Origin of the sequence: Flocculibacter collagenilyticus (assembly GCF_016469335.1) — a bacterium.
Lineage (GTDB): Bacteria > Pseudomonadota > Gammaproteobacteria > Enterobacterales > Alteromonadaceae > Flocculibacter > Flocculibacter collagenilyticus.
Genome location: NZ_CP059888.1, coordinates 973,154 through 994,787 on the forward strand (window position 1 = coordinate 973,154; position 21,634 = coordinate 994,787).

22 protein-coding genes are annotated in these 21,634 nt (G+C 39.7%); 20 read left to right on the plus strand and 2 right to left on the minus strand.

The window, feature by feature from the left end:
* Position 1: 1 nt before the first annotated feature.
* The 9 genes from HUU81_RS04295 (at position 2) to HUU81_RS04335 (ending at position 11,855) form a co-directional block, all read left to right on the plus strand.
* Positions 2–1,855, plus strand: a complete 1,854-nt coding sequence (locus HUU81_RS04295) for a hypothetical protein (protein WP_199611034.1) — start codon at positions 2–4, stop codon at positions 1,853–1,855.
* The gene (locus HUU81_RS04300; RefSeq protein WP_199611035.1) at positions 1,845–2,921 is read left to right on the plus strand and encodes a vWA domain-containing protein; all 1,077 of its coding nucleotides are present in this window, start codon (positions 1,845–1,847) and stop codon (positions 2,919–2,921) included. Before HUU81_RS04295 ends, HUU81_RS04300 begins: the two co-directional genes overlap by 11 nt.
* Positions 2,918–3,922 (plus strand): vWA domain-containing protein, encoded by a 1,005-nt coding sequence (locus HUU81_RS04305; RefSeq protein ID WP_199611036.1) that lies wholly within the window; start codon positions 2,918–2,920, stop codon positions 3,920–3,922. The genes HUU81_RS04300 and HUU81_RS04305 overlap by 4 nt, the downstream gene beginning before the upstream one ends.
* Before the next feature lie 23 nt (positions 3,923–3,945).
* On the plus strand, positions 3,946–4,659 hold the full coding sequence (locus HUU81_RS04310) for a hypothetical protein (protein ID WP_199611037.1): 714 nt from the start codon (positions 3,946–3,948) through the stop codon (positions 4,657–4,659).
* Positions 4,660–4,878: 219 nt separating this feature from the next.
* Positions 4,879–5,757, plus strand: a complete 879-nt coding sequence (locus tag HUU81_RS04315) for a hypothetical protein (RefSeq protein ID WP_199611038.1) — start codon at positions 4,879–4,881, stop codon at positions 5,755–5,757.
* Positions 5,758–5,805: 48 nt separating this feature from the next.
* On the plus strand, positions 5,806–7,353 hold the full coding sequence (locus HUU81_RS04320; protein ID WP_199611039.1) for a M48 family metalloprotease: 1,548 nt from the start codon (positions 5,806–5,808) through the stop codon (positions 7,351–7,353).
* A 75-nt stretch (positions 7,354–7,428) separates the two neighbouring features.
* On the plus strand, positions 7,429–8,274 hold the full coding sequence (locus HUU81_RS04325) for an MlaA family lipoprotein (RefSeq protein ID WP_233520569.1): 846 nt from the start codon (positions 7,429–7,431) through the stop codon (positions 8,272–8,274).
* Positions 8,261–10,690 carry an efflux RND transporter permease subunit gene (locus HUU81_RS04330; RefSeq protein ID WP_233520570.1) on the plus strand — a complete coding sequence of 810 codons (2,430 nt, stop codon included), beginning with the start codon at positions 8,261–8,263 and terminating at the stop codon, positions 10,688–10,690. Before HUU81_RS04325 ends, HUU81_RS04330 begins: the two co-directional genes overlap by 14 nt.
* A 202-nt stretch (positions 10,691–10,892) precedes the next feature.
* A complete protein-coding gene (locus HUU81_RS04335) occupies positions 10,893–11,855 on the plus strand; it encodes an AraC family transcriptional regulator (RefSeq protein WP_199611041.1) in 963 nt (320 codons plus the stop codon).
* Positions 11,856–11,895: 40 nt separating this feature from the next.
* On the opposite strand, the gene HUU81_RS04340 is transcribed toward HUU81_RS04335, so the two are convergent.
* The gene (locus HUU81_RS04340) at positions 11,896–12,780 is read right to left on the minus strand and encodes an IS982 family transposase (RefSeq protein ID WP_199610025.1); all 885 of its coding nucleotides are present in this window, start codon (positions 12,778–12,780) and stop codon (positions 11,896–11,898) included.
* Positions 12,781–13,142: 362 nt separating this feature from the next.
* On the opposite strand from HUU81_RS04340, the gene HUU81_RS04345 reads away from it, so the two are divergent.
* The 7 genes from HUU81_RS04345 to HUU81_RS04375 all read left to right on the plus strand — a co-directional run bounded on the left by HUU81_RS04345 (position 13,143) and on the right by HUU81_RS04375 (position 17,207).
* Positions 13,143–13,703, plus strand: coding sequence for a hypothetical protein (locus HUU81_RS04345; protein ID WP_199611042.1), 561 nt, complete (start codon positions 13,143–13,145; stop codon positions 13,701–13,703).
* A gap of 90 nt (positions 13,704–13,793) precedes the next feature.
* Positions 13,794–14,192, plus strand: coding sequence for a DUF6973 domain-containing protein (locus HUU81_RS04350; RefSeq protein ID WP_199611043.1), 399 nt, complete (start codon positions 13,794–13,796; stop codon positions 14,190–14,192).
* Positions 14,189–14,572 (plus strand): hypothetical protein, encoded by a 384-nt coding sequence (locus tag HUU81_RS04355; RefSeq protein WP_199611044.1) that lies wholly within the window; start codon positions 14,189–14,191, stop codon positions 14,570–14,572. Before HUU81_RS04350 ends, HUU81_RS04355 begins: the two co-directional genes overlap by 4 nt.
* Before the next feature lie 237 nt (positions 14,573–14,809).
* Positions 14,810–14,998 carry a hypothetical protein gene (locus HUU81_RS04360; RefSeq protein ID WP_199611045.1) on the plus strand — a complete coding sequence of 63 codons (189 nt, stop codon included), beginning with the start codon at positions 14,810–14,812 and terminating at the stop codon, positions 14,996–14,998.
* 182 nt (positions 14,999–15,180) lie between these two features.
* The gene (locus HUU81_RS04365) at positions 15,181–15,411 is read left to right on the plus strand and encodes a hypothetical protein (protein WP_199611046.1); all 231 of its coding nucleotides are present in this window, start codon (positions 15,181–15,183) and stop codon (positions 15,409–15,411) included.
* 399 nt (positions 15,412–15,810) lie between these two features.
* Positions 15,811–16,680, plus strand: a complete 870-nt coding sequence (locus tag HUU81_RS04370; protein WP_199611047.1) for a PhzF family phenazine biosynthesis protein — start codon at positions 15,811–15,813, stop codon at positions 16,678–16,680.
* 227 nt (positions 16,681–16,907) lie between these two features.
* A complete protein-coding gene (locus HUU81_RS04375; protein WP_199611048.1) occupies positions 16,908–17,207 on the plus strand; it encodes a hypothetical protein in 300 nt (99 codons plus the stop codon).
* Positions 17,208–17,228: 21 nt separating this feature from the next.
* Here the strand turns inward: HUU81_RS04375 and sigZ are convergent, their stop codons facing one another.
* The gene (gene sigZ / locus HUU81_RS04380; protein WP_199611049.1) at positions 17,229–17,759 is read right to left on the minus strand and encodes an RNA polymerase sigma factor SigZ; all 531 of its coding nucleotides are present in this window, start codon (positions 17,757–17,759) and stop codon (positions 17,229–17,231) included.
* Positions 17,760–18,060: 301 nt separating this feature from the next.
* Between sigZ and arsH the strand changes: the two genes are divergently transcribed.
* From arsH to HUU81_RS04400, 4 genes are all read left to right on the plus strand, one after another.
* Positions 18,061–18,729: an arsenical resistance protein ArsH gene (gene arsH / locus HUU81_RS04385; RefSeq protein WP_199611959.1), complete on the plus strand. Its 669-nt coding sequence runs from the start codon at positions 18,061–18,063 to the stop codon at positions 18,727–18,729.
* 314 nt (positions 18,730–19,043) lie between these two features.
* Positions 19,044–19,769, plus strand: coding sequence for a CPBP family intramembrane glutamic endopeptidase (locus HUU81_RS04390; protein ID WP_233520571.1), 726 nt, complete (start codon positions 19,044–19,046; stop codon positions 19,767–19,769).
* A 375-nt stretch (positions 19,770–20,144) separates the two neighbouring features.
* Positions 20,145–20,594: a GNAT family N-acetyltransferase gene (locus HUU81_RS04395; RefSeq protein WP_199611050.1), complete on the plus strand. Its 450-nt coding sequence runs from the start codon at positions 20,145–20,147 to the stop codon at positions 20,592–20,594.
* A gap of 165 nt (positions 20,595–20,759) precedes the next feature.
* Positions 20,760–21,608, plus strand: coding sequence for an alpha/beta hydrolase (locus HUU81_RS04400; protein ID WP_199611051.1), 849 nt, complete (start codon positions 20,760–20,762; stop codon positions 21,606–21,608).
* Positions 21,609–21,634 lie beyond the last annotated feature (26 nt).

Genomic DNA, 21,634 nt, shown 5'->3' on the forward strand with positions numbered 1-21,634 from the left:
TATGAATAAAATCAATCCATTACACAGTGTTGGAATTATAGAAATAAACGATGTGTCGGTGTGTTATACGGTCGCCAGCAAGCGTACAACAGACGATGCTAGCCATATTGCCACATCGAAAAAAAATTCAGAGCCCTATACGCAACGTGCTTGGCAAAGTATGGCGATAGCGGTAGTGAATGATGACGAGATTCTGTTTGGTGAACAAGCATGGCAACAATCTAGATTACATCCACTGCGTTGTGTAGACCATTTCTGGCATCGCCTATCGTTAGAACCGCTGTCTTTTGACCATAAGTTAGTCGCTAATTTTGCTGACTTGGCGTATCAGCACTTATTGCACCTTTATCAGCATGATACAAGTTGTGAACACATCATCTTGGCGGTTCCCAGTCATTTTAATCAAGAACAGCTGGCGTTATTGCTGGGCATTGCAGAACAATGCCCGTTCGAAGTGATAGGCATTGTGGACAATGGCTTATTAGCGAGCACAGAGTCGGCGATTAATTTTACCCGTAATATCGGTACTGCGTTTGAGCATCAGATTATATATGCAGAATTGCACCTGCATCATGTGCTGTTAAGTTTATATCAAATAACAGATGCAGGATTAGAGTCTGCGTTAACAGCGCAAGCCTCTGACATCGCCCGTATACCACGTTCACCTAAGCACCTTACCGAGCTTAATAAGCAAGCGGAGTATCAGCTGCAATTGTCGGATCATTACGTGATTAACCAATGCGGCCTTGTCGATATTTATAAGCAATGGGCACACTTATTAACCAATGAATTTGTCCACAGTTGTCGGTTTGATCCTTTGCATCATGCTAACTCAGAACAAGCCTTATATAACCTGTTACCTGACTTATTAATCCAGCCTGTGCACTCAGCCCGCAGCGATGTGGTGCAAGTCGCAATCGATGACAAGCAGGTAAAAGTGGATAGAAAAACGCTGATCGCTAAATCTCAACCTCTGTTTCATCAAATTAAGCAGGGGTTAAATACATTTATGCAGTTGCATTGCGGTGCACATCAAAAAACGGCATCGTTGCACGGCATTCCTGCTTCGCTGCATATTGTGATGGGGCAGCAGTTAGCCAGTATTTCAGGATTGTCGGCTGAATTGCATCATGAAGTAGATGAGGTTCGGCTAAAAATGCCATCTATTGACATCCACATTCATGATAAAGGGGTCAGTCATAGGCAAATTGCACATCAAATATGTCAATTTCAACAGCACATATTATTTGATGATGACGACGTGCATTATGTTTCATCGGTGCCGTTTCATATTAGTGCAGAAATGGTGCGTCAGCATGCGCATGATACCGACATCCAATCTTCATCTATTTCCTCTGCCCGTTCACTCAAACATTCTGGGCTTAAACACTCAGAGCTTTCACATTCAGAGCTATCACGCCCAGAGTTTTCACACCCAGAGTTTTCACACCCAGAAAAACAGGCGAGTAAAGAAGTTAGCGCATCAGCTAGGCAGCATGTTTTATTAAACAACAACGCTTGTCCTATAAATGCACAAGGGCTGTATTGTGAAATTAACCGCAGCGATATTAGTCGGCTCGCAAGTCGGCTTGTATTGTCACTTTCACCATCATCCCATGCTTGTTGCAAGTTTACTCGTGAACGTAACCAACTTTACTTAACAGTACTCACGCAGCAAGAAAAACGCATCATTCAAGTTAATGGCAAATCATTAGCAGACTCAGAGCGTATCGCTATAACTACAGGAGACGAAATACGCATACTTGGTAGTGACGATGTACTGAAAATTATTCATGTAACCAGCAAACCAGAAACAGATACGTTAACTCCCAGCGAGGGAATGTATGGCTCGTAAGCGTTCGTTTTCCGCCTTCAGCTTATCTTTTCTCGATATTATGTCGTGCGGATTCGGCGCGGTTGTGTTGGTTTTTTTAATCATTAAACACGACGTAGACAATAAAATTGAGATAGAAAATCAAGACTTGCTGGCAGAAGTGTCTTTACTTGAAGAAGACATACAAGACGGACAAGAGCAGCTAGTCCGAGTGCGAAACACCGTATCAGAACTGGATCAGCAATTAGTGACCGCTGAAGGATTAGCAAGAAGGATTAATGATCAAATTGATGCGGTAGAAGACAAAATTGTCGAATTAGATAGTTTAGACAGCGATCAACAAATTAAATTACTTGAAGAAAAATTAAAAACTATCGCGCAAGAAAAGAAGAAGCTAGAAGATGAACAGCAACAAGGCAATCAAGTAAGACGTTTTGTAGGAACAGGTAATAGGCAATATTTAACGGGGCTTAACTTAGGTGGTAATCGCATTGTTATCTTGCTTGATATCTCGGCTAGCATGCTAGATGAAGATATTGTAAATATTATTCGCCGTAAAAATATGTCGGACGACACAAAACGCTCGTCTAAAAAGTGGCAACGCGCCATTATGACCATTGAATGGTTAACCGCGCAATTGCCAATACAAAGCCAATATCAAATTCTTACCTTTAATACGCAGGTTAAACCCGCCTTAGCGACCACGGCCAACGAGTGGTTATTAACCGAAGATAGAGATCAACTTGAGCTAGTAGTAAAAGCGCTGCGGGAACAAGTGCCAGAAGGCGGCACCAGTTTAGTTAAAGCATTTTGGGCAATTGCACAAATGGATCCGCTGCCGGACAACGTGTTTTTATTAACAGATGGTCTACCTACACAAGGGTTAAGCGCACCAAAAAGTAATACAGTAAGTGCGAAAGATAGGCTGGAATTGTTTAAAAACGCAGTTTCAGTGATGCCGCAAGGCATACCTATTAATGTGCTGCTATGGCCGATGGAAGGCGATCCTATGGCTGCCTCCGCTTTTTGGAAATTAGCACTGGCATCTCGCGGCTCATTTATCAGCCCCGCTAAGGACTGGCCATGAGTCATGCTAACCGTCGTAATTCAGAACATTTTAATGTGTCTTTCTTAGATGTCATTTGTTGTGGCTTTGGCGCTATTGTGTTGTTACTTATGATCACAAAAACCACTGAGCCTGTGGTGTTAGAAGAGTCTACCGTTAATTTAGATGGACAAGTCGAAAAGCTGCAACAAACCTTATTCACCATTCGCGGTGAAACGACTGTTTATAATCGCGATCTCAACGCCAAACATGAACAACTGTCGTTAGAAAAAAAACGCATTGCCATTCTTAAAACACAACTTGCTACGCTAGAAACCCAGTATGCGCAAATTGCTAAAGCAGCATCAATGAGCAGTGAAGAGCTAGGTAAACTTACCCTTGCATTACAAAGCTTAACTGAAGAGATGGAACGGCTACTGGGACAAAGTTATCAACGTAAAAATAATATGATTGCAGGGATCCCAGTCGATAGCGAGTACATCATTTTTATTATCGACACCTCTGGCAGTATGTTTAATTATGGTTGGCAGCGCATGATGGACGAGCTAATTGCTACTCTTGATATATATCCGCAAGTAAAAGGCTTACAAATTATGAACGACATGGGCGATTACATGTTTACCAACTACCGTGGAAAATGGATCCCCGATACGCCGGGGCGTCGCAAAGCCATAATCAAGCGGCTACGCAGCTGGAATCCGTTTAGTAATTCGTCGCCAGTTGAAGGTGTACAACGTGCGATAAGAAGTTTTTACGACCAAAACAAAAAAATTAGCCTGTATGTATTTGGTGACGAATTTTCTGGTCGGTCGATTAAACAAGTGCTCGACACAGTAGAGCGGCTCAACCGTATGAACCAAAACAAAGAGCGCATGGTGCGAATTCATGCCGTGGGCTTTCCAGTGCAGTTTTCACGCCCTGAAAATTTACAAGCTACGGGCATTCGATTTGCTACATTAATGCGAGAACTCACACACAGAAATGGCGGCACATTTGTGGGGCTAAACGATTTTAAACCCTAGGCGTAATAGCAAAGGAGAATAGGATGGTAAAACTTGGGCATAAAACATTAAACAAAACGAGTTGGCTCGGCGTGCTGTTAGCCGCAAGTTCCATATTGCTAATCAGTTGCTCGTCTAGTTTTAAAGTTGAAGGGGACTATCCTACGCCGATAGTAAATCAATTACCTTATACCTTGGGCGTGGTATACGACGATGCATTTCGAAATTACGAATATGTGGAATCAGCAAAAGGGCGAGCCGAGTGGCATATTGATATTGGAGACGCTCAAACAGAGCTATTTTCCACCATTTTACCTGCCATGTTTGAAGCGGTTGTACCATTGTCGCATGTAACCGCCGCAACACAACGTAATAGAGCAATTGAACCAGAAACCATGGCAAACAATGTGGATTTAGTCTTGTCGCCAGTACTAACTGATTTTCAATATAACTTACCTAAAGAAACCAAAGTGAAAATGTACGAAGTATGGATGAAGTACAACCTGCGCGTATATGAACCAGACGGTGAATTAATCGCAGACTGGATTTTAACCGCGTATGGCAAAACACCTGTTGGCTTTATGACATCAAATGAAGAAGCACTTAATCAAGCCATGGTCATTGCATTGCGTGATCTAGGGGCGGGCGTGTCGCTTACATTTACCAAAGTACCAGAGATTAATGCATGGTTGAAAAAACAGAACGCAAAATTAGCAAGTTTGGAAACGGCTAATGCTTCCCTGTTGTCTAATCATTAGTCGCCTAATAATTAGCTGTCTAACAATTAGTTGTTATGTGAGTAGGCAACAAAACAAGACAAAGCGAGCAACTAGAATGGGCTCAAATAAAGCAGTAACAATAGTAGTGGTAAAAGTAGTGAAAAAAAGATGAACAAGTAAATACCCGCTTGTGGCTTTTAATAGGTCACAAAGTAGCAGCAGAGAAAGCCAGCCAATGCACGGCAAGAGAGGTTGAGTATGTGGTTAACTAGCAGGGCAAATTATACGGCTCCTATTAATACAATAAGTGTTGATACAGTAAGTGCTGAAGAATCAAGCGTTGATAAAACAGAAAACGTGAGGGTTTACGGTAAGCAACGCAATCGAAAACCCAGCTGCACTCTATGTACGCAAAGTGTTAGCAAACTGCACGGATACATTCGACAGACATACGCTTCCTTGCTGTCTCTCTTTTCATTGATAGCCATTGTTATATCAAGCGGTTGTACCACCGTGACTATCGACGAAACTCGTCGTGCAGAAACCAATATTATTGAAGGCGAGTCCGTCGTGGTGATTGGTCGACGAAGCGGAACGGATTATGAAACTGAGCCTGACTTGGTTGATTGTGTTGGCAAAGTATTAAGTAGCGGCTCAACAAACATTCATGTAATTCCCGAAGCTGAATTTGTAGACAGCTTATACCCGTGGTTTGAACCCAGAACGGCTCCTGTTCGCGCGAAAGATCTGTATCGCTTAGTTGAGCACGAAAAACTCGCCAACATTATTGATGATTACAACGTGCGTTATTTTGTATGGGTAGATGGCAGCACCCAAACCATGAATAGTTTTGGGCAAATAAATTGCGGTTTAACCGCGGCGGGATTTAGTTGTTTTGGTTTTGGCAGTTGGGATAAAAAAGCAGATTACGAAGCGTCTATTTGGGATTACAAAACCAAAACGTTAATTGGCAAAGTAAGTAGCACCGCTGATGGTACGTCTTACATGCCAGCAATTGTTGTTCCTATTCCTATTATCGCACCTGTTCAAGGCGATGCCTGTAAAGCAATGGGCGCCCAGTTGCGCGTATTTTTAGGTTTAGATAGCGCCTCTTCAGATGATGACGAATCGTTATAGCGTTACTTTATTTATGTTTAAACCAGTAACTTAATTTAAGGAAATAGCATGGCTTTACCAACTTCAAAATCTAAGCCGCTTTTTAAAACAGCAGCGTTAGTAAGTGCTTATTCTGGCTGGCTAATTGCCGCTAGTGCAATTGGTTTAGGATTAAGTTTGCAAGGCTGTGCGGTAAACCCTGCTACGGGCTCCATCGATACAGTATTAATGTCAAAAAGTCGTGAGAAAGAAATTGGCAAAGAAAACTACGAAAAAATCATAAAATCGATGCCGATATACAAAGACGAACAGTTACAAAAGTATATTGAAGAGATTGGACAGCAGGTTGCAGCAAAAAGTGACAGTCCAGAATACGAATACGTGTTTACCATTATAGATTCGCCAGACATTAACGCCTTTGCACTGCCTGCGGGTTATATTTTTATTAACCGGGGGCTGTTAGCTTACTTAAACTCTGAAGCGCAACTTGCCGCAGTACTGGCGCACGAAATTGGCCATGTAACGGCACGCCATGCAGTACGGCAAGACGCCGCAAGAAAAGGCGCAGGCGTGTTATCGTTTTTATCTGTATTAACTACGGGTAGCATGGCAATGGGTGATGTAACGTCATTATGGAGCACCGCGGCGGTAAAAGGTTATGGCCGAGACATGGAGCTAGAAGCCGATCAATTTGGTGCCGAGTATTTATACCGCACAGGTTACGACCCACAAGCAATGGTGCAAGCCATTGGTGTACTGAAAGATCATGAAAAATTTTCACGTTACCGCGCGAAAGATGCCGGACAAAAGCCGCGCAGTTATCATGGTGTATTTGCCAGCCACCCAAGAAACGACGTACGGTTAAAAGAAGTAGTGGCAAAAGCAGGCACGTACGAACCGTCGGAGCAATCTAATTACAACAAGCAGAATGTGCGTTTTCGTAAAGCAATGGAAGGGCTGGTGTTTGGCAATAACTATGCGGCAATGATGACGCAAGCTAAACAAGCGGCAGACGCGAAAAAGAAAGACGAAAATCGATATATTCATAACAAACTCGGTTTTACTTTAGTTTTCCCCAAAGAGTGGGAGGTTGAAAACCAGCGTAAAGCCATTGTAGGCGCTCCTCAAAATGAGTCAGCAGAAATAAAAATAGAAGTAAAAAATTTGGCTCAACCCATTCCGCCGGGGCAATTTATTCGCAATTATTTTAGTACTGATTTACTCGCCCAGTCTGAAGACTTTTCGCAATACGGCTTAATGGGTCACAAGGGCATTATCCATAATAAATCATTACCGAAACCGCAACGCGTAGCTGTGCTGTATCAAGGACGGCGAGCTTATATTCTTACTGGCTCAGTATTTAAACCCGCTGACAACGTTAATTACGATGAATTGTTTTTAAGCAGTATTCATAGCTTTCGCCCTGCAATGGGGGCCCGAAAACCACCAAAAGCCAATACCATTCATTATGTAAAAGCGAACGATAAAACCACATTTGCGGCATTAGCCAAACAAATTCGGCTTGGTAGATACACCGAGCAACAGTTACGACTCATTAATGGTTATTATCCCCTAGGTGAGCCAAAACCCGGTGAATGGATAAAAATAATTAAATAAATCAGACATATTTTAAAACTCTTGCTACAGTAAATAAGGATAATTATCGTTAAAATAACTTAAATAAGGATCGGTATGGACGTGTTACTGATGCGACGACTGTTTTTGCTCGTCGGTTTTTCGGTGTTGTTTGGTTGTACTAGTCCAGCAAGTGTAAATCAAAATACGCCTCCCACAATGGCTGCTGAGCCTACTGAAAAGTTAGTAACGGCAAAGCAAGACAAGCCCGTCGCTAAAGAAGTCTTGGTCGTAAAAAGCAGCCAAGGTACGCAAACTATAGAACCCACTGTAGTTAGCTACAATCCAAAGCAAATTGATGATCCATTAGAGTTTATCAATCGTCCTATTTTTTCGTTTAACGATGCCATTTATCGCAACGCGCTTATTCCGTTAAGTGAAGGCTACTTAGAAACCGTACCTGAACCAGTGCGCGACGGGGTGAGCAACTTTTTTAATAATATTCGCGAACCACTTAATTTTGCTAACCATGTATTTCAAATAAAGCCTAAAGAAGCAGGAACCAACTTAGTTCGATTTGTTGTTAATACTACCGTAGGGTTATTAGGCTTTTTTGACCCCGCCACCGCATGGCTCGATTTACCTGCGCAAAAGTCGCGATTTAACGATACGCTTGCACATTATGATGTGGGGCATGGCGTGTATTTAGTGTTACCTGTGTTAGGCCAGTCTGATTTGCGTAATGGCTTTTCAACCATTATAGAAAGCCAATACAGTTTAATTAAAGAGCATACCGACAACCCAGAAACCATGTACATACAAGGTTATGGCAGCTTTCACGAGTTTGCACCTAAAACACTGAGCTATGAAGAATTACGCGCCAAAAGTGACGACCCGTATTTGTTCTTCCGAAATTTATATATGCAGCAAATTTTAAGGGATGAGCAGTTTGAACAAGACTAACGCAACCGCATTATCTGCAAGCAGTGGTGTCGCTAAATTTATTACTCAGCATGCCATTATCATTATTGCTTTATTTGTTATTGTAACCAGCGTACTAGGCTGGTTTATTCAACAATTTAAGCTAGACGCTTCAGCCGATACCTTACTGATAAAAAATAACCCGTTGTATGTACAAACGCAGGTGATGAATCAACGTTTTTCACCGCAAGAGTTTATCTTAGTGGCATTCGAGCCCAAAAGTGGCAACGTATTCAGCGAAAGTACCTTTGAACATATTCAACAAATGAGCCAAGCGTTTTCGCAACTTGAACGGGTAGAGTCGGTTACCAACATTCTTAATGTGCCGCTGCTGCTAAATATGCAAACGCTAGATCCTAATTTAAAGGCAGAAGAGTGGACGTGGCAAAGCAAGCGTTACAGCCCAGAGGTAATGAAAAACACCTTTGATAAGCACCCGCTATATACCGACTTACTAGTAAACGAACAGCAAACCGCTACCGCTATTCAAATTGTATTTAAAGCAGACAGCGCGTTAACCGAACTAAATAACAAGATCACCAACATTCAAAAAACGGTATTAACCGATGAATTAACCGCGCAACAACAAGCTGACATTGATCAATTAAAGCGGCAAGCTCAACCGCTAGAAGATAAGTTACAACAACAGCGCTGGCAAGAAATTGACCAAATTGAAACCATCGTTAAACAACACCACGATACCGGTAATGTGTACCTAGGCGGTGCGCATGTATTGGGGTATCAGCTAATCAAAATTATTCAAAGCGACTTAGTTATCTTCGGCAGCGCAATTGGCGGCGTAATCTGCTTAATTTTATTTGCTTTATTCAGACGTTGGCGCTGGGTATTTATTCCTATTGTGTGTTGTGGGGTCAGCGTTGCAATGACAATGGGCATGTTTGGCATGCTAGGCATGCGAACCACGGTTATTTCGTCTAACTTTATCGCACTTCAGCTAATTTTAACGTTAGCCATTGTTATTCACTTGCTGGTGGAGTTTCGCCAACTTGCACAGCAACATCCTAATGCCGAACAGGGCGAGCTAGTTGCACAAACCTTTAATAACAAAATTAAACCATGTTTCTATGCTGGATTAACAACGTCGGTTGGGTTTGGTTCACTTATTTTTAGTAATATTCAGCCCGTAGTCACATTTGGTTGGATGATGATAGTGGCCATGGTCATTTCTATTTCAGTGAGTTTATTGCTGTTTCCTGCCTTGTTAAGCATGTTTAAACGCAAAGAAGTAACAGCACCTAATTCGGCCTTTAATGCAATGTTAAGTGGTATGGCTAATATTGCGAATAACCATAAGGGCGTTATTGTTGCATTAAGCGTTGTAGTGGTTGTGGTTAGTGCACTAGGTACGCTGAAACTGTCGGTAGAAAACAGCTTTTTAAACTACTTTAAAGACACTACGCAAGTGCGCCAAGAACTCGATTTTATCGACAAGCAGTTTGGAGGTTCTACCCCGTTAGATATTGTGTATACCATTCCTAATCCTGCGGAAGAAAAAAATTTAGTGGTTACCGCAGAAACGATTCAAACACTACAAAAAATACAGCATGTGCTAAAACAATACGACGCCACAGGCAATGTAACGTCGGTCGTTAATTTTACCGAGCTAGCAAAAAAAATTAACGACGGAAAACCGCTCACCGAATATGAGTTAACCGCTGTTTATCACTTACTGGATGACTCGCTAAAAGACAAATTACTAGGTGCTTATTTTATTGCAGAACAAGATCAGCTACGTATTTCTGCCAGAGTTAAAGATTCGACCGAAAACTTAAACCGAACAGAATTTCTTGCCACATTAAAACAAGATATTGAAGGGCTGGGGATCACCAAAGATAGTTATTCCGTCACTAATTTATTTGTGTTGTATCAAGACATTCTACAGCGTTTATTTAACTCGCAAATTCTTACCTTAGGTTTGGTGTATATTGTGCTTGGCATTGTGTTATTGCTGATCTTTAAATCCATAAAAGTGGCATTAATCGCGTTAATTCCAAACATTATATGTACATTGGTAATTTTAGGAGTAATGGGCTGGTTTAATATCGCGCTAGATTTAATGACCATCACCATTGCCGCCATTGCAATGGGCATTGCGGTGGACGACACCATACACTTTGTTCATCGTTATTTAGAAGAAAATAAACATCAAAACCAAAGTAACGAGTCGGTTAATAACACCTTTAACAGCGTGGGTTATGCCTTACTGTACACCACGTTAATTATTACCTGCGGCTTTGGCTTATTGGCACTGTCAGACTTTGTACCTAGCATTTTGTTTGGCATGTTAACGGGATTAGCGATGTTAGTGGCTTTAATTACTGACCTAACGCTACTGCCAGCGTTATTAGGTAAGTTTGTTAAGCCAAAAACAACGTAACGCATTCAAACTAATTTTTCTGTAACCCTCTTAAAATGGCGCTGTAATTAACAGCGCCATTTAGTTTGTTTAATATTCAGGTTAAACAGCAATAAATGTTAAGCACTTCATCTATTTCACCTTGTAAACTGCATCAGCACTGTATCAACACTGTATCAATAATAAGCACGAAAACTTAAGCCAGAAAGCGAAACATAATCTCATGAACTTCCACCATCAATTACAACAAGTAATGTTACATATCGACAAGGTGCTGTTTGCAAATGAATGTAACCAGTTAACTGAAACTCATAACTCAAAAGTTGCCGAATACCCGCTAAGCTTGGCCGCGTTGTGCAATATTGCTTGTTTATCGCGTTTTCACTTTCATCGTGTATTCAAAGCACAAATAGGTATTACCTTAAATCAATATGTACTCAAGCAACGCTTATCACGTGCAGCGTATCAATTAGCTTATCGCGATCATTTGTCGATACTGGATATTGCACTGGATAATTATTTCGACAGTGCAGAATCATTTTCACGAGCTTTTAAGCGTCAGTTTGCTTGCACACCCAGCCAATGCAGACATGACCCAGCTAAGTGCGTTAGCTCACACACCTTAAATAACTTCACCAACGGCAAAGAGGAACCCTTCATGGTTAACACAACTCAAACAGAAGAAGTATTGATAGATCAAACATTACCCAGTGACGTAAGTATTGTTGATTTTCCAGACACACAAGTTGCACTGTTAATACATCAGGGCGACCCTCAACACCTTCCTAGCACCTTAAGACGCTTTATCGCATGGCGCAAAGACAACAAGTGCGGGCCAAAAGTGAGCGCAACCTTTAACTTATTATTTGATGACCCCGAAAGTTGCCAGCCACAAGATTATCGTTTTGGTTTAGCAGCAGAATTACCCGCAGGCTTTAACTTAGCGCAAGTAACAAACTCTGATCTAACCTTATCCACCATACCCGCAGGGCGCTGCGCAGTACTCCGCCATCAAGGTGACGACAATACATTAGGCCAAAAAGTAGATTGGCTTTATCAGCATTGGTTATCACAGTCAGGTGAACAGCTAAGAGACTTCCCAATATATCTACACCGCATAAGCTTTTACCCTGAGACACCACAAAGCGAGCTCATTACCGATATTTATTTGCCGTTGGAAGGGTAGAGTATGAAGTAATTTATGTTTTAAGTAACCCCAGATCGGTTTAAGCCACGATCATAGAATTAAGCTCTGAGTCAGTTAAATTAAGGCTTGGCTTATTGTCTTTAAGGCAGTAAGCCACTAATCCTGCCATTAAGTTCAACATAAAACCATTCATACTGCGATGTCTGGAGTGTTCAATTTGGGAGATATTCTTTAATTGGTCATTAATAGTTTCAATAATAAATCGCTTAGATAGCATCGCTCTGTCCCATAACGACATCGCTTTGGCTTTCATATTCTTGCGAACGGTAGTAATTAATGTCACCCCTTTTTCAAACAACGAAGCTTCCAGTGCTTTGCTGAGATAACCTTTATCTCCGTACAATTTATCTGTCAAACCAGCAGCTAGCTCTTCGACTGGTTTAGTATCATGAACGTTGCCTGTGGTGACTTTGGCTGCAACGATCTCTCCCCGATAATTAACGATAAGGTGAAGTTTGAAACCATAAAACCAGCCCATCGTCGATTTCCCTCGCCTTGCTATACCATTAAATGTTTTATGTCTGGGAATTCGAATATTATGACAAACGGTTAAAGTAGTGGAGTCAATGAACTCAATGCCTGTAGGCTTACCTTTAAGTGAGGTGAAGTACGCACACATTGGCACTATTGTTCGCGGCATTAGCTCTAAAAAGCGTGTATAACTAAGCAAATGTGGAAATTCTTCTCGACAAAAGCGACTGACATGACCAGTGTAATAATTTTTAAAATCTCGGTAATGGGACATGTGGAAGCCAATAATAATTGTCATGACTTCACTCATCGTCAATCTACTTCGACGCTTACGTTTTTGTGTGCCGTCTGCAATCAATTGCTTTTCCCATTCGGGAATAAATACTTTGCAAAAATCATCGACATCACAGAAGAGTTCAACTAATTTATTCATGCCTGTTCCTTTTTGGTCACTTTCTTTTTTGGTCGAAAGATCTGATCGTGGAGCAGGCATTTAGTTCCTTAAATTTTCAAATTCTTATCCCGAGTTGGGGTTTTTAAGTAGCTAATTTTTTACCAATTAGAGGGGCTGTTTACCTTAAACATGTAACAGATGTAAATCGGTTAAGCGAAGCGCCACCCGACAAACTACCCCGACCTACGACTGCTTTTTATTCAAATAATACTTCTTATTGGCAGGTCTGTTGCAGTATATGTTTCATTATGTTAACCGTGTTGGCCTTTTTGGTTTTTTTTCTTGCTTTGTTGTTGGTGGTGGGTTAATTTTCAGTGTTTTGTTTTGCCAGTCAGATATAGATGGATTCTTATAATGATAAAAAAATGGTGCTAGCGTTAACCCTTCTCAGTATGAATGTTTATGGTTCCCCATCAAATTGTAGCTTTGAGGAAATGAGTTCCTTAGAGCGTAATATTGTTTCGTTTTTTCAACCTTATGATAATTGCAAGGAGGTTAGAACTGAAAAAGGTAACCTAGTTGGTTTTCGTATAACGAAAGAGCTGAGCATTATTACAGCGTCTTATGGTGATAATATGGATTTTCATCCAGATTCACTGCTATTTGAAAATCGCTTAAAAAGAGCTTCTACGCGAGAGCTATTTTGGAGTTTGTTTTCACAGGGGATTGCGCCTAACGAATATGTCAAAACTCAAAGAGAGAGGCTCAAGCATGCCAGTGCTATAGGGACTTTAACAAAACATAATCGTGTCGCATTTTATGAACTAGACGCAAAAAACTCTCCTGAGCCTCATTCAATTACATACTTTTTTGATCAACACAATCCTGATAAATACTTATCAATCGGATTAACTAATATCGACAAACCAGAAGCAGTGTCATTAATTTTAAATATGGAATAACTGATGAGGCTAATTAACTAAAGGAATACAAAGAAGTATCGTCTTCTACTATAAAAACGATTTATAAAATTAATAGAACGAGAATAAAACATGTCAAGTACATATAATCAATATAATATGCTTACAGCTCAAGAAAAGTCTTATCTTGGTAGGCATCCCCATCATGGTTTTGCAATTAATGAAGCTAAGAAAGTCGCATATAGGGAAACTAAGAAACTATTTGGTGTGAATGGGAGAAATGATAAGTCTGACGCCTTTAGGCATTGCTTTTGGACTGCAATGTTGGCTAGAGACTTAGGAGTTCAAAATGCAAGGCAATTTACTACTGCTCATGAGTCTGGACCAAGAAACCCGCCTAAAGAAAAAGCAATGGATTTACATAACAACAGTGTAGGCCTTCGTATAGGAAGATCTGGTGGTGGAAATGCTTCATTAAGTAACCGCTGTTTTGCAGCATTACAAGCAGGTGAGCTGAAGGTAATTAAATGACGATAAATAAGCTAATTTTATTGGTAGCGCTCTTATTAAATGGTTGTAGTGATAGCACTAATATGTATGAACAATATCAACAATTAGGCACGGAAACATTTACCAGTGAAAAATGGAAAAGTGCCTCGCAAGAAGAAAGAGCTACGCTTATCTATTCTTTTTTAACACAATACGAGATTAACAAACTTTCCCGAGAGGATGTCATTGCGCTACTTGGCGAGCCAACAGCCTATTTTGAGTATGATGAAATACCAGCCTATTTTATTGGATCGAAGTCGGTAAGTAGTGTGTATGGTAGTGGTTACTTAATTGCATTTCCCTATGATCGAACCACAGGTATCGTGACTAAAGTTATTATTAAGCCAAAAATAAATAATTAATTAATATAATTAAACACATATTAGAATGACGGTCTATTAAAATGACTAGTTGTTCAAGGAGTAAACTTGAAACCTGAAGAGTTATTTAAAAAAGGTAATTTTTTTAAAGCAAAAATTACCAGAGTATAGCCTACTCTTGAGGCTGCTTTTGTTGACTTTGGTGCTGAAAGATATGGTTTTTTGCCACTCTCAGAGATCGACAATTATGATCAAAATGTTCACCAAGAAGGAAAACTTTTGATTGTTAGTATTGTAAAAGAAGAGAATAGACACAAAGGTGCTGTTGTTAAATCTCATGAATGTGCTCCTGAGGGAATAACCATTCATGAGCTTATGCTTTCTAACACTAAAAAAAGTAATATTGTTCAGTTGTGCATGGCTTTGGCTGTGGTTTGTATTGGTGCGGTGATATACATCAATATCTAATCGGGCTATTTAAGCACATTAGTTGCTGGTGCGTAAAAAGTATACGGCTTGTAACACCTTATTGAACAAAACCTATCGCCGTGATAAAAATGCGAACATGTGATCGACTAGTTGGTGAATTTAGAGTACTCAAAAATAGTCTGGGCTCGGACAAACTGTATAAGAAGTAAGGAATCTTTAAGGTGCATCAATTACGTTTTGCTAAGTGGCCTCTGCTATCCATCAGTTTAATTTTAGCGCTCGCAGGTATTTTTCAAATAGGCAAATTAATTGGCCTTGCAGTTTATTCCAGTGATTTTAGTCTGAATTCAATTAGCATTTGGCAGGTAGGATTAATTAGCTCTGGCATTTGGGGCATATCAGAGTTTACAAGAACCATCAAAAAGTTGAAAAAATCACCCCAGTACAGCTAATAAGAAATTATTGCACCTATACCCAATTTAAAGTTTAAAGCGCACCACTTTTTAGGATTCCTAGCTTCGGTTAATAGTTCGTATGCTGATTTAAAAAGCAGATGAGTTTTGAATGGTTGGCAACAACTTTGTGGTCTTGTTTATGCGTAATCTTTTCTGCTAAGAATGTATTGCCAATATAAATAGATTGCACTTCTAGAGCACCTTCAATATGTACCACCTCAAAAAGCTTTTATAAATACCTAAGCGAATGAAAAGGATGTTATGTTTGGTTATGCTAGGCTCTGCTGTTTACCAATGAGAAACTAATTATGGTTCTGGATTATTATTCCGCCAATCAACGAAAATGCGGAAGCAAGTTCAGAGGGGGAGCCATTATGCCTATAGGAGACGAGGATTTTGAAGAAAGTTGAAGCTTTTTTAGTTTGTTCTTTTACCGAGAATGGCGCTGGAGGAAATCCTGCGGGTGTTGTGTTGCACGCAGATAATCTATCGGACGAAGAGAAGTCAGAAATAGCAAAAACTGTTGGTTACTCTGAAACTGCGTTTGTTTCTCGAGATGAAGCAGTCGACTTTGAGTTGTCTTTTTTTACGGTTACCGGTGAAGTTGATTTTTGTGGCCACGCAACGTTAGCGGCATTTTCAATTTTGCATCAAAAAGGAATGGTATCCGAAGGGCAATATGTTCAAAGAACTAAAGCCGGTTTACTTGCGGTAACTGTAGAGTGTAATGGTCATATAGTTATGGAACAAAAGTTACCTGATTATCGCGGGGTGCATAGTTACGAAGTGATATCAGGATTAATTGGAATTGATTCGGCTGTATTAGAGTCCACCCAGTTGCCTATCGAGGTTATTTCAACAGGCTTGCCTGATATTATTGTTCCTGTGCCACTGGGGTATCTTGATAAAATCCAAGTGAACGAGTCTTTACTCAGTGACTTTTGTAAAAGACATGAGGTTATTGGTGTTCATGCTTTTGAATTGTGCGAGGAAGGCAGCGAGCTTACAGCGAGTTGCCGAAATTTTGCACCTTTGTTTGGTATCCCTGAAGAGTCAGCAACGGGGAGTGCTAGCGGTGCTTTAGCATGCTATTTAACCAAGCATCTTGGTAGTACACACTCGAATTATTTTACTTTCGAACAAGGTAGAACAATGGGCTGTATTTCAAGAATTAAGGCATCAGTTGAGTTGAACGAACAGGGTATCACCAAGGTGAAGGTAGGGGGCTTTGCTCGTGAAGTTGGGCAACAGAAAATTTCTGTATAATCCATTTCTGTATAACCCATTTCGGTATAATGCTTTGTGCAAGTAATTTTGTCTAACGCGTTTGGCGTAAATTAATAAAAGCCATTGCCCGTTTCATTTCATTTCTATGAAGCGGTTATGGTTAAAGGAATAAGGCTGAAAAAACTTCAGCTACCTATATGAGCAAGCTCAGTAGATAAATGTTTAATCGCTATTTGCTGATAAATAAACCTTAAAAAGAATATTTTATGAAATATATCTTCCCAGTTTTCATCTTGATATCAGTTAATGTATTTGCCAACAATAATGCGGTTCTATCTGGCAAAGTCGTCAACAAAACTACCGAAAATGGACATGTAGAAACCTTTGTTAGTGAAGTCACTCTTGCAAATTGCAATGCTCAAATATCCCCAGCTAAAAATAACGAAGATAATCAGGTGAGTATTGCGTTTTCAGACCGAGAGTTTAAAGCTAGCAACGTTAATGTTAAACCGAAGTCAGATGGCTCATGTTTGTTAACGCAAGTGGATGGTAAAGCGATTAAGTAACGCTGCCTTATTTGTTAAGTACTACCGCCTTTTCTCTTCAAAATCATATAAGTTACCTTGTTTATCGAACTTGAAGTGGCAACACTGGTCGAAAATGTTTTTTAGCTCGCGACGGCTTTTTTGTACTCTAGATTTTAACGTTGAATAGCTAATGCCTACGTTATGTGCATACTCTTTTTGAGATTGATTATTAATATCAATTGCTGTTAATAGCGCAGCTTGTTCTTCTGGTAATGCATTAATAAATGGGACAATGCAGTTAGCTACGTACTCTCGGGCTTCGTTTTCATCTACCTCTTTTAACCAAGTATCTTCTGCATTTAAGCTAGTGTTACGGCTTTTACGTCGGTAAAAGTCGATTATGGTGTAATTGGCAATTTGAAATAGCCAAGACTTGATGCTTTTGTGGCTTTTTAATTGTTCAAGATTATTATGGGTTTTGATTAATATGTCTTGCAGCAAGTCTTCCACATCGGCTTCATTAGCCACTTTAGACTGTATAAATCGCTTTAATGACGCCTTATAGTCCGACCAAATTTGTTCAATACTCATATTACTCACTCATAATTTAAAATGGCTTTATTTAATAAGACGACAGAGATATTAAAAAGACGACTGCACCGCCCATTTTATTTTTTGTAGCTAAATAACAGCAGGTTAAACATTCCCTTTTTATTTGTCGTTGAAGTGTGGTTGTTTACACTTGCCCGCTTACTCATTTGCATATCTAAGCTTATTAGAGTATTTGATTACTGCCTAGCTACATCACGATATGTTGAAATTATATTTTAATTTCGTCTTTTTTATCTGCTTACCGTCTTATGTGTAAATCATTTAAAGTTTTGGAGTAATGATGAACTATTTAACACATGAAACGTTTAATTTAATACCCAATTACCAGCCACCAAGCACGCATAAGCCAAAGGTATTGATCTTGTATGGCTCACTTAGAAAAAATTCATATAGCCGCATGGCAGCTGAAGAGGCTGGCAGAATACTAGAATCAATGGGAGCAGAGGTTAAGCTTTTCGACCCAAAGGGCCTTCCATTGTTTGACAATAATGAGTCTGTTATGCACCCAAAAGTAATTGAGTTAAGGGAATTGGTTCAATGGTCAGAAGCGCAAGTTTGGTCCTCTCCTGAAATTCACGGCAATATGTCTGGTGTAATGAAAACGCAAATTGACTGGATACCCTTGTCGATTGGTGCAATTAGGCCAACTCAGGGGAAAGTACTAGCGGTGATGCAGGTAAGTGGAGGTTCACAAAGCTTTAATGCAATCAATAATATGAGAGTACTTGGCAGGTGGATGAGGATGTTTACCATTCCAAATCAATCTTCCATTGCAAAAGCATATAACGAATTTACCTCTGATGGCGTGATGAAAGACACTTCTTATAGAAACAGGGTCGTGGATGTGATGGAAGAATTAATGCGATTTACTTATTTAGTGCGCGATCACAGTGAGTTCTTTGTGGACAGATACAGTGAACGACGTGCAATAACGCAAAGTATTCAGTAAGCCTTTAGTTTGCATGCTTAGTACATTGCGTTAAAAGCATGCATTAATTCAACTGCTTAGGTGCTATATAAGCTGTTCAAGCATATTAAAGTATTTTTTAAAGCATTATGGGAAGGTAAGCCCGAAATAAAAAGTGTATGTTATCAATAAGGTTTACGAGGTGTACTTAAGTCACGCTCAAGTTTTATCATTACTATTGAATCTCACCGAAGGTAATACTGTGTAGCGGTGTTTTATTGGCTTAATTGCACTAGTCTTTAACTTTTCATGCGTGATAAAAAGTTAACAACATTTAAGGTTAAGGGACAAAATCAGTGAAATTAGTGAATGTAAGCATGAAAACGGCCTCCCAAAGCTCAGGCTTAAACACGCCCTCGCCAATCGCATTTTGGTTTGATTTGGTAATTTATATCTCAATTATGTTTTTATTAAGGGAGGTATATTTTTCAGAATTTAGCTTTATTACGAACGGGCTCTTTTGGTCTTTAACAACGCTGCTTGTTGCAAGTATTTTGATGCGGGTACGACAGGTTTCATGGAAAGAAATTGGGTTATTTAAGCCGCAAAGTTATAAGCGTGCGCTGTTAGCAACTGGGTTTATATTTGCTTTCACCATTATTTCTATACTTATTTTTCAAATGTTTAAAGAGCAATTAGGGTTGCAACTTGCTCCTGATCGTTCAGCAGAAAATGCCGCATCTAAATTTGGGGACTTATCAGGAAACTGGATGTTATTTTTTAGCATCATCCCATTTATTTGGCTACAGTCCATGCTGGAGGAGGTGTTAGATAGAGGTTTTTTGATTAATTGGATTGAAAAAGCACTATCTAGTACTTGGTTTGCTACGATTGTTGCTGTGTTAGTTCAAGCGATTATTTTCGGCTTTAGGCACTCGCAAGACGTATCAGTAAGATCCATTACGGTTGCTTTAATTGGTCTTGCTATGGGGATTGGATATATCGCATTTGGCAGAAATTTATGGCCGTTAATTTTTGCTCATTGTGCACTTAACACCATGTCTATGTTAGAAAGGGTCTAGGGTTTGTTGGTCTTTTAAGGTTGTTGTTTCACTGTTTTGACTGTCGCTCAAGCTAGCAGCTGTTTTAATGCATTTAGTACCTTCGTATATAGTATCTTCGTGCTAGCATATCTCGGCGTGGGGCCGAATAAATATAAAATAAAAAACTGACACCGCTTTCACCTTGCGTGTTTCCGCGCGCTCACAACTAGAAGTATTTGCTTAAGCCTCATCAACGTTTTACGCCATACAATGATTTCTCATTACATAAAGTCAATTAACGTATTTAAACTGTTATCTTTTAGGTTGAATCTTGTTGTTTTGACTACATATTTATTAAAAATTACTAGCCGTAGTAAACGACAGACAAAAACGATTTAAGGTAGAAAAAACGATATGGACATTAGTCTTAAAGACATCACCAAAGACAATTGGGTTGACATGATAGAGCTTGAAATCACTAAAGATCAGGAGGATTACGTCGCCCTAAATGCGGAATCAATTGCAGCTTCTAAATTTTATGATTATTACGTTAATCGTGGCATTTATTTAGGCGACAAGCCTGTTGGATTTATTCAATATTATCCTAACTATGAAGACGGCAAGCCCAACGAAATATTTATCGATCAGCTAATGATAGATGTTGAACATCAAGGCAAAGGCTTAGGCACAAAGGCCGTTGAATTAGTAATCAATGAAATAAAGCAACTAAAGGGTTTTAACGCCATTTCTATTTGTTATGTTGAAGGGCATGACGTAATGAAACCCTTTTTTGAACGTTTTGGTTTTAAGGTGATTGAGCAAGACGAATTCGACGAAACCATTATGGAGCTTCATTACGCATAGCCAAATCTACGCACGTGAACGCATAAGTAGATTTAAATGAAACGGTTAAGTTGCAACTGCTCTAAAAGAGAAGCCAAATTGCTATTTGTGTGTTCAGGCAACAGTTCTAATTACGGTAAATTGTTGATAGTATTAAATTAAATTCCAACGGTGTAAGTATTTATAATGAAACTCACTTCTTTTTTAGTATTGTTTATGTGCTTTTTTGCTACAGATTTGTCTGCAAAAAGCACCGCAACCACCCCTTTTGTTATTGCGAATACAGATACATTAGAGGTTGTAGACCCACATGAAAACCGTCCGTATAAAGTGTATGTAAAGCTTCCTGTAAAATACGATCCTTCTATCGCTTATCCTGTTATTTATATGACGGATGGTAATTATCTTTTTCCCACGTTGGCTGGTTCATTAGGAATTCCGATGTCGGCAGGGAAGATTACAAATAGCTTTTTAGTTGGTGTTTCTTGGCAAAGTGATATTCCAGCTCCAGACAGTCGAGTACGTGATTACACTCATACGGTTGATGAAAGCTGGAAGCGTAAAACGGGAGAGGCGGAAAATTATTTATCTTTTTTACGCAACACAGTTATCCCTTTAGTGGAGAAAAAATACAAAACAGAGCCGACCTCGCGCACTTATATTGGTAATTCGTTAGGTGGATTGTTTGGTGGTTATGTTTTATTACAAGCGCCTAAAACCTTTAAAAATTATGTGCTTTCAAGTCCGTCATTTTGGTTCGACAATGAATCACTGATTACCAATGTAGGCAAATTTAATGCTAAAAATGTAGATGCCAATGTGTATATTTCAGTGGGTGAATTAGAAACGCCAGAAACAGGAGAAACCATTCATAACATGGTAGATGTGGCAACTCGCTTTCATAAAATACTTTCAGCCAAACCTGCGCCAGCGTTGCAAACTCATTTGAACATTGTAGACGCAGCCAATCATGAGGTAGCTTTTGCAACGTCTGCAATTCAAGGGTTGTATTGGCTTTCAAAAAACAATATTTAAGGTGTAACACAAGGTACATGATTGTA

What these genes read in the sequence shown, in the direction of transcription:
- HUU81_RS04295 (WP_199611034.1), top strand. Translation starts at nt 2, where the DNA reads ATGAATAAAATCAATCCATTACACAGTGTTGGAATTATAGAAATAAAC.
- HUU81_RS04300 (WP_199611035.1), top strand. Translation starts at nt 1,845, where the DNA reads ATGGCTCGTAAGCGTTCGTTTTCCGCCTTCAGCTTATCTTTTCTCGAT.
- HUU81_RS04305 (WP_199611036.1), top strand. Translation starts at nt 2,918, where the DNA reads ATGAGTCATGCTAACCGTCGTAATTCAGAACATTTTAATGTGTCTTTC.
- HUU81_RS04310 (WP_199611037.1), top strand. Translation starts at nt 3,946, where the DNA reads ATGGTAAAACTTGGGCATAAAACATTAAACAAAACGAGTTGGCTCGGC.
- HUU81_RS04315 (WP_199611038.1), top strand. Translation starts at nt 4,879, where the DNA reads ATGTGGTTAACTAGCAGGGCAAATTATACGGCTCCTATTAATACAATA.
- HUU81_RS04320 (WP_199611039.1), top strand. Translation starts at nt 5,806, where the DNA reads ATGGCTTTACCAACTTCAAAATCTAAGCCGCTTTTTAAAACAGCAGCG.
- HUU81_RS04325 (WP_233520569.1), top strand. Translation starts at nt 7,429, where the DNA reads ATGGACGTGTTACTGATGCGACGACTGTTTTTGCTCGTCGGTTTTTCG.
- HUU81_RS04335 (WP_199611041.1), top strand. Translation starts at nt 10,893, where the DNA reads ATGAACTTCCACCATCAATTACAACAAGTAATGTTACATATCGACAAG.
- HUU81_RS04340 (WP_199610025.1), bottom strand. Translation starts at nt 12,780, where the DNA reads ATGAATAAATTAGTTGAACTCTTCTGTGATGTCGATGATTTTTGCAAA.
- HUU81_RS04345 (WP_199611042.1), top strand. Translation starts at nt 13,143, where the DNA reads ATGGATTCTTATAATGATAAAAAAATGGTGCTAGCGTTAACCCTTCTC.
- HUU81_RS04350 (WP_199611043.1), top strand. Translation starts at nt 13,794, where the DNA reads ATGTCAAGTACATATAATCAATATAATATGCTTACAGCTCAAGAAAAG.
- HUU81_RS04355 (WP_199611044.1), top strand. Translation starts at nt 14,189, where the DNA reads ATGACGATAAATAAGCTAATTTTATTGGTAGCGCTCTTATTAAATGGT.
- HUU81_RS04375 (WP_199611048.1), top strand. Translation starts at nt 16,908, where the DNA reads ATGAAATATATCTTCCCAGTTTTCATCTTGATATCAGTTAATGTATTT.
- sigZ (WP_199611049.1), bottom strand. Translation starts at nt 17,759, where the DNA reads ATGAGTATTGAACAAATTTGGTCGGACTATAAGGCGTCATTAAAGCGA.
- arsH (WP_199611959.1), top strand. Translation starts at nt 18,061, where the DNA reads ATGAACTATTTAACACATGAAACGTTTAATTTAATACCCAATTACCAG.
- HUU81_RS04395 (WP_199611050.1), top strand. Translation starts at nt 20,145, where the DNA reads ATGGACATTAGTCTTAAAGACATCACCAAAGACAATTGGGTTGACATG.
- HUU81_RS04400 (WP_199611051.1), top strand. Translation starts at nt 20,760, where the DNA reads ATGAAACTCACTTCTTTTTTAGTATTGTTTATGTGCTTTTTTGCTACA.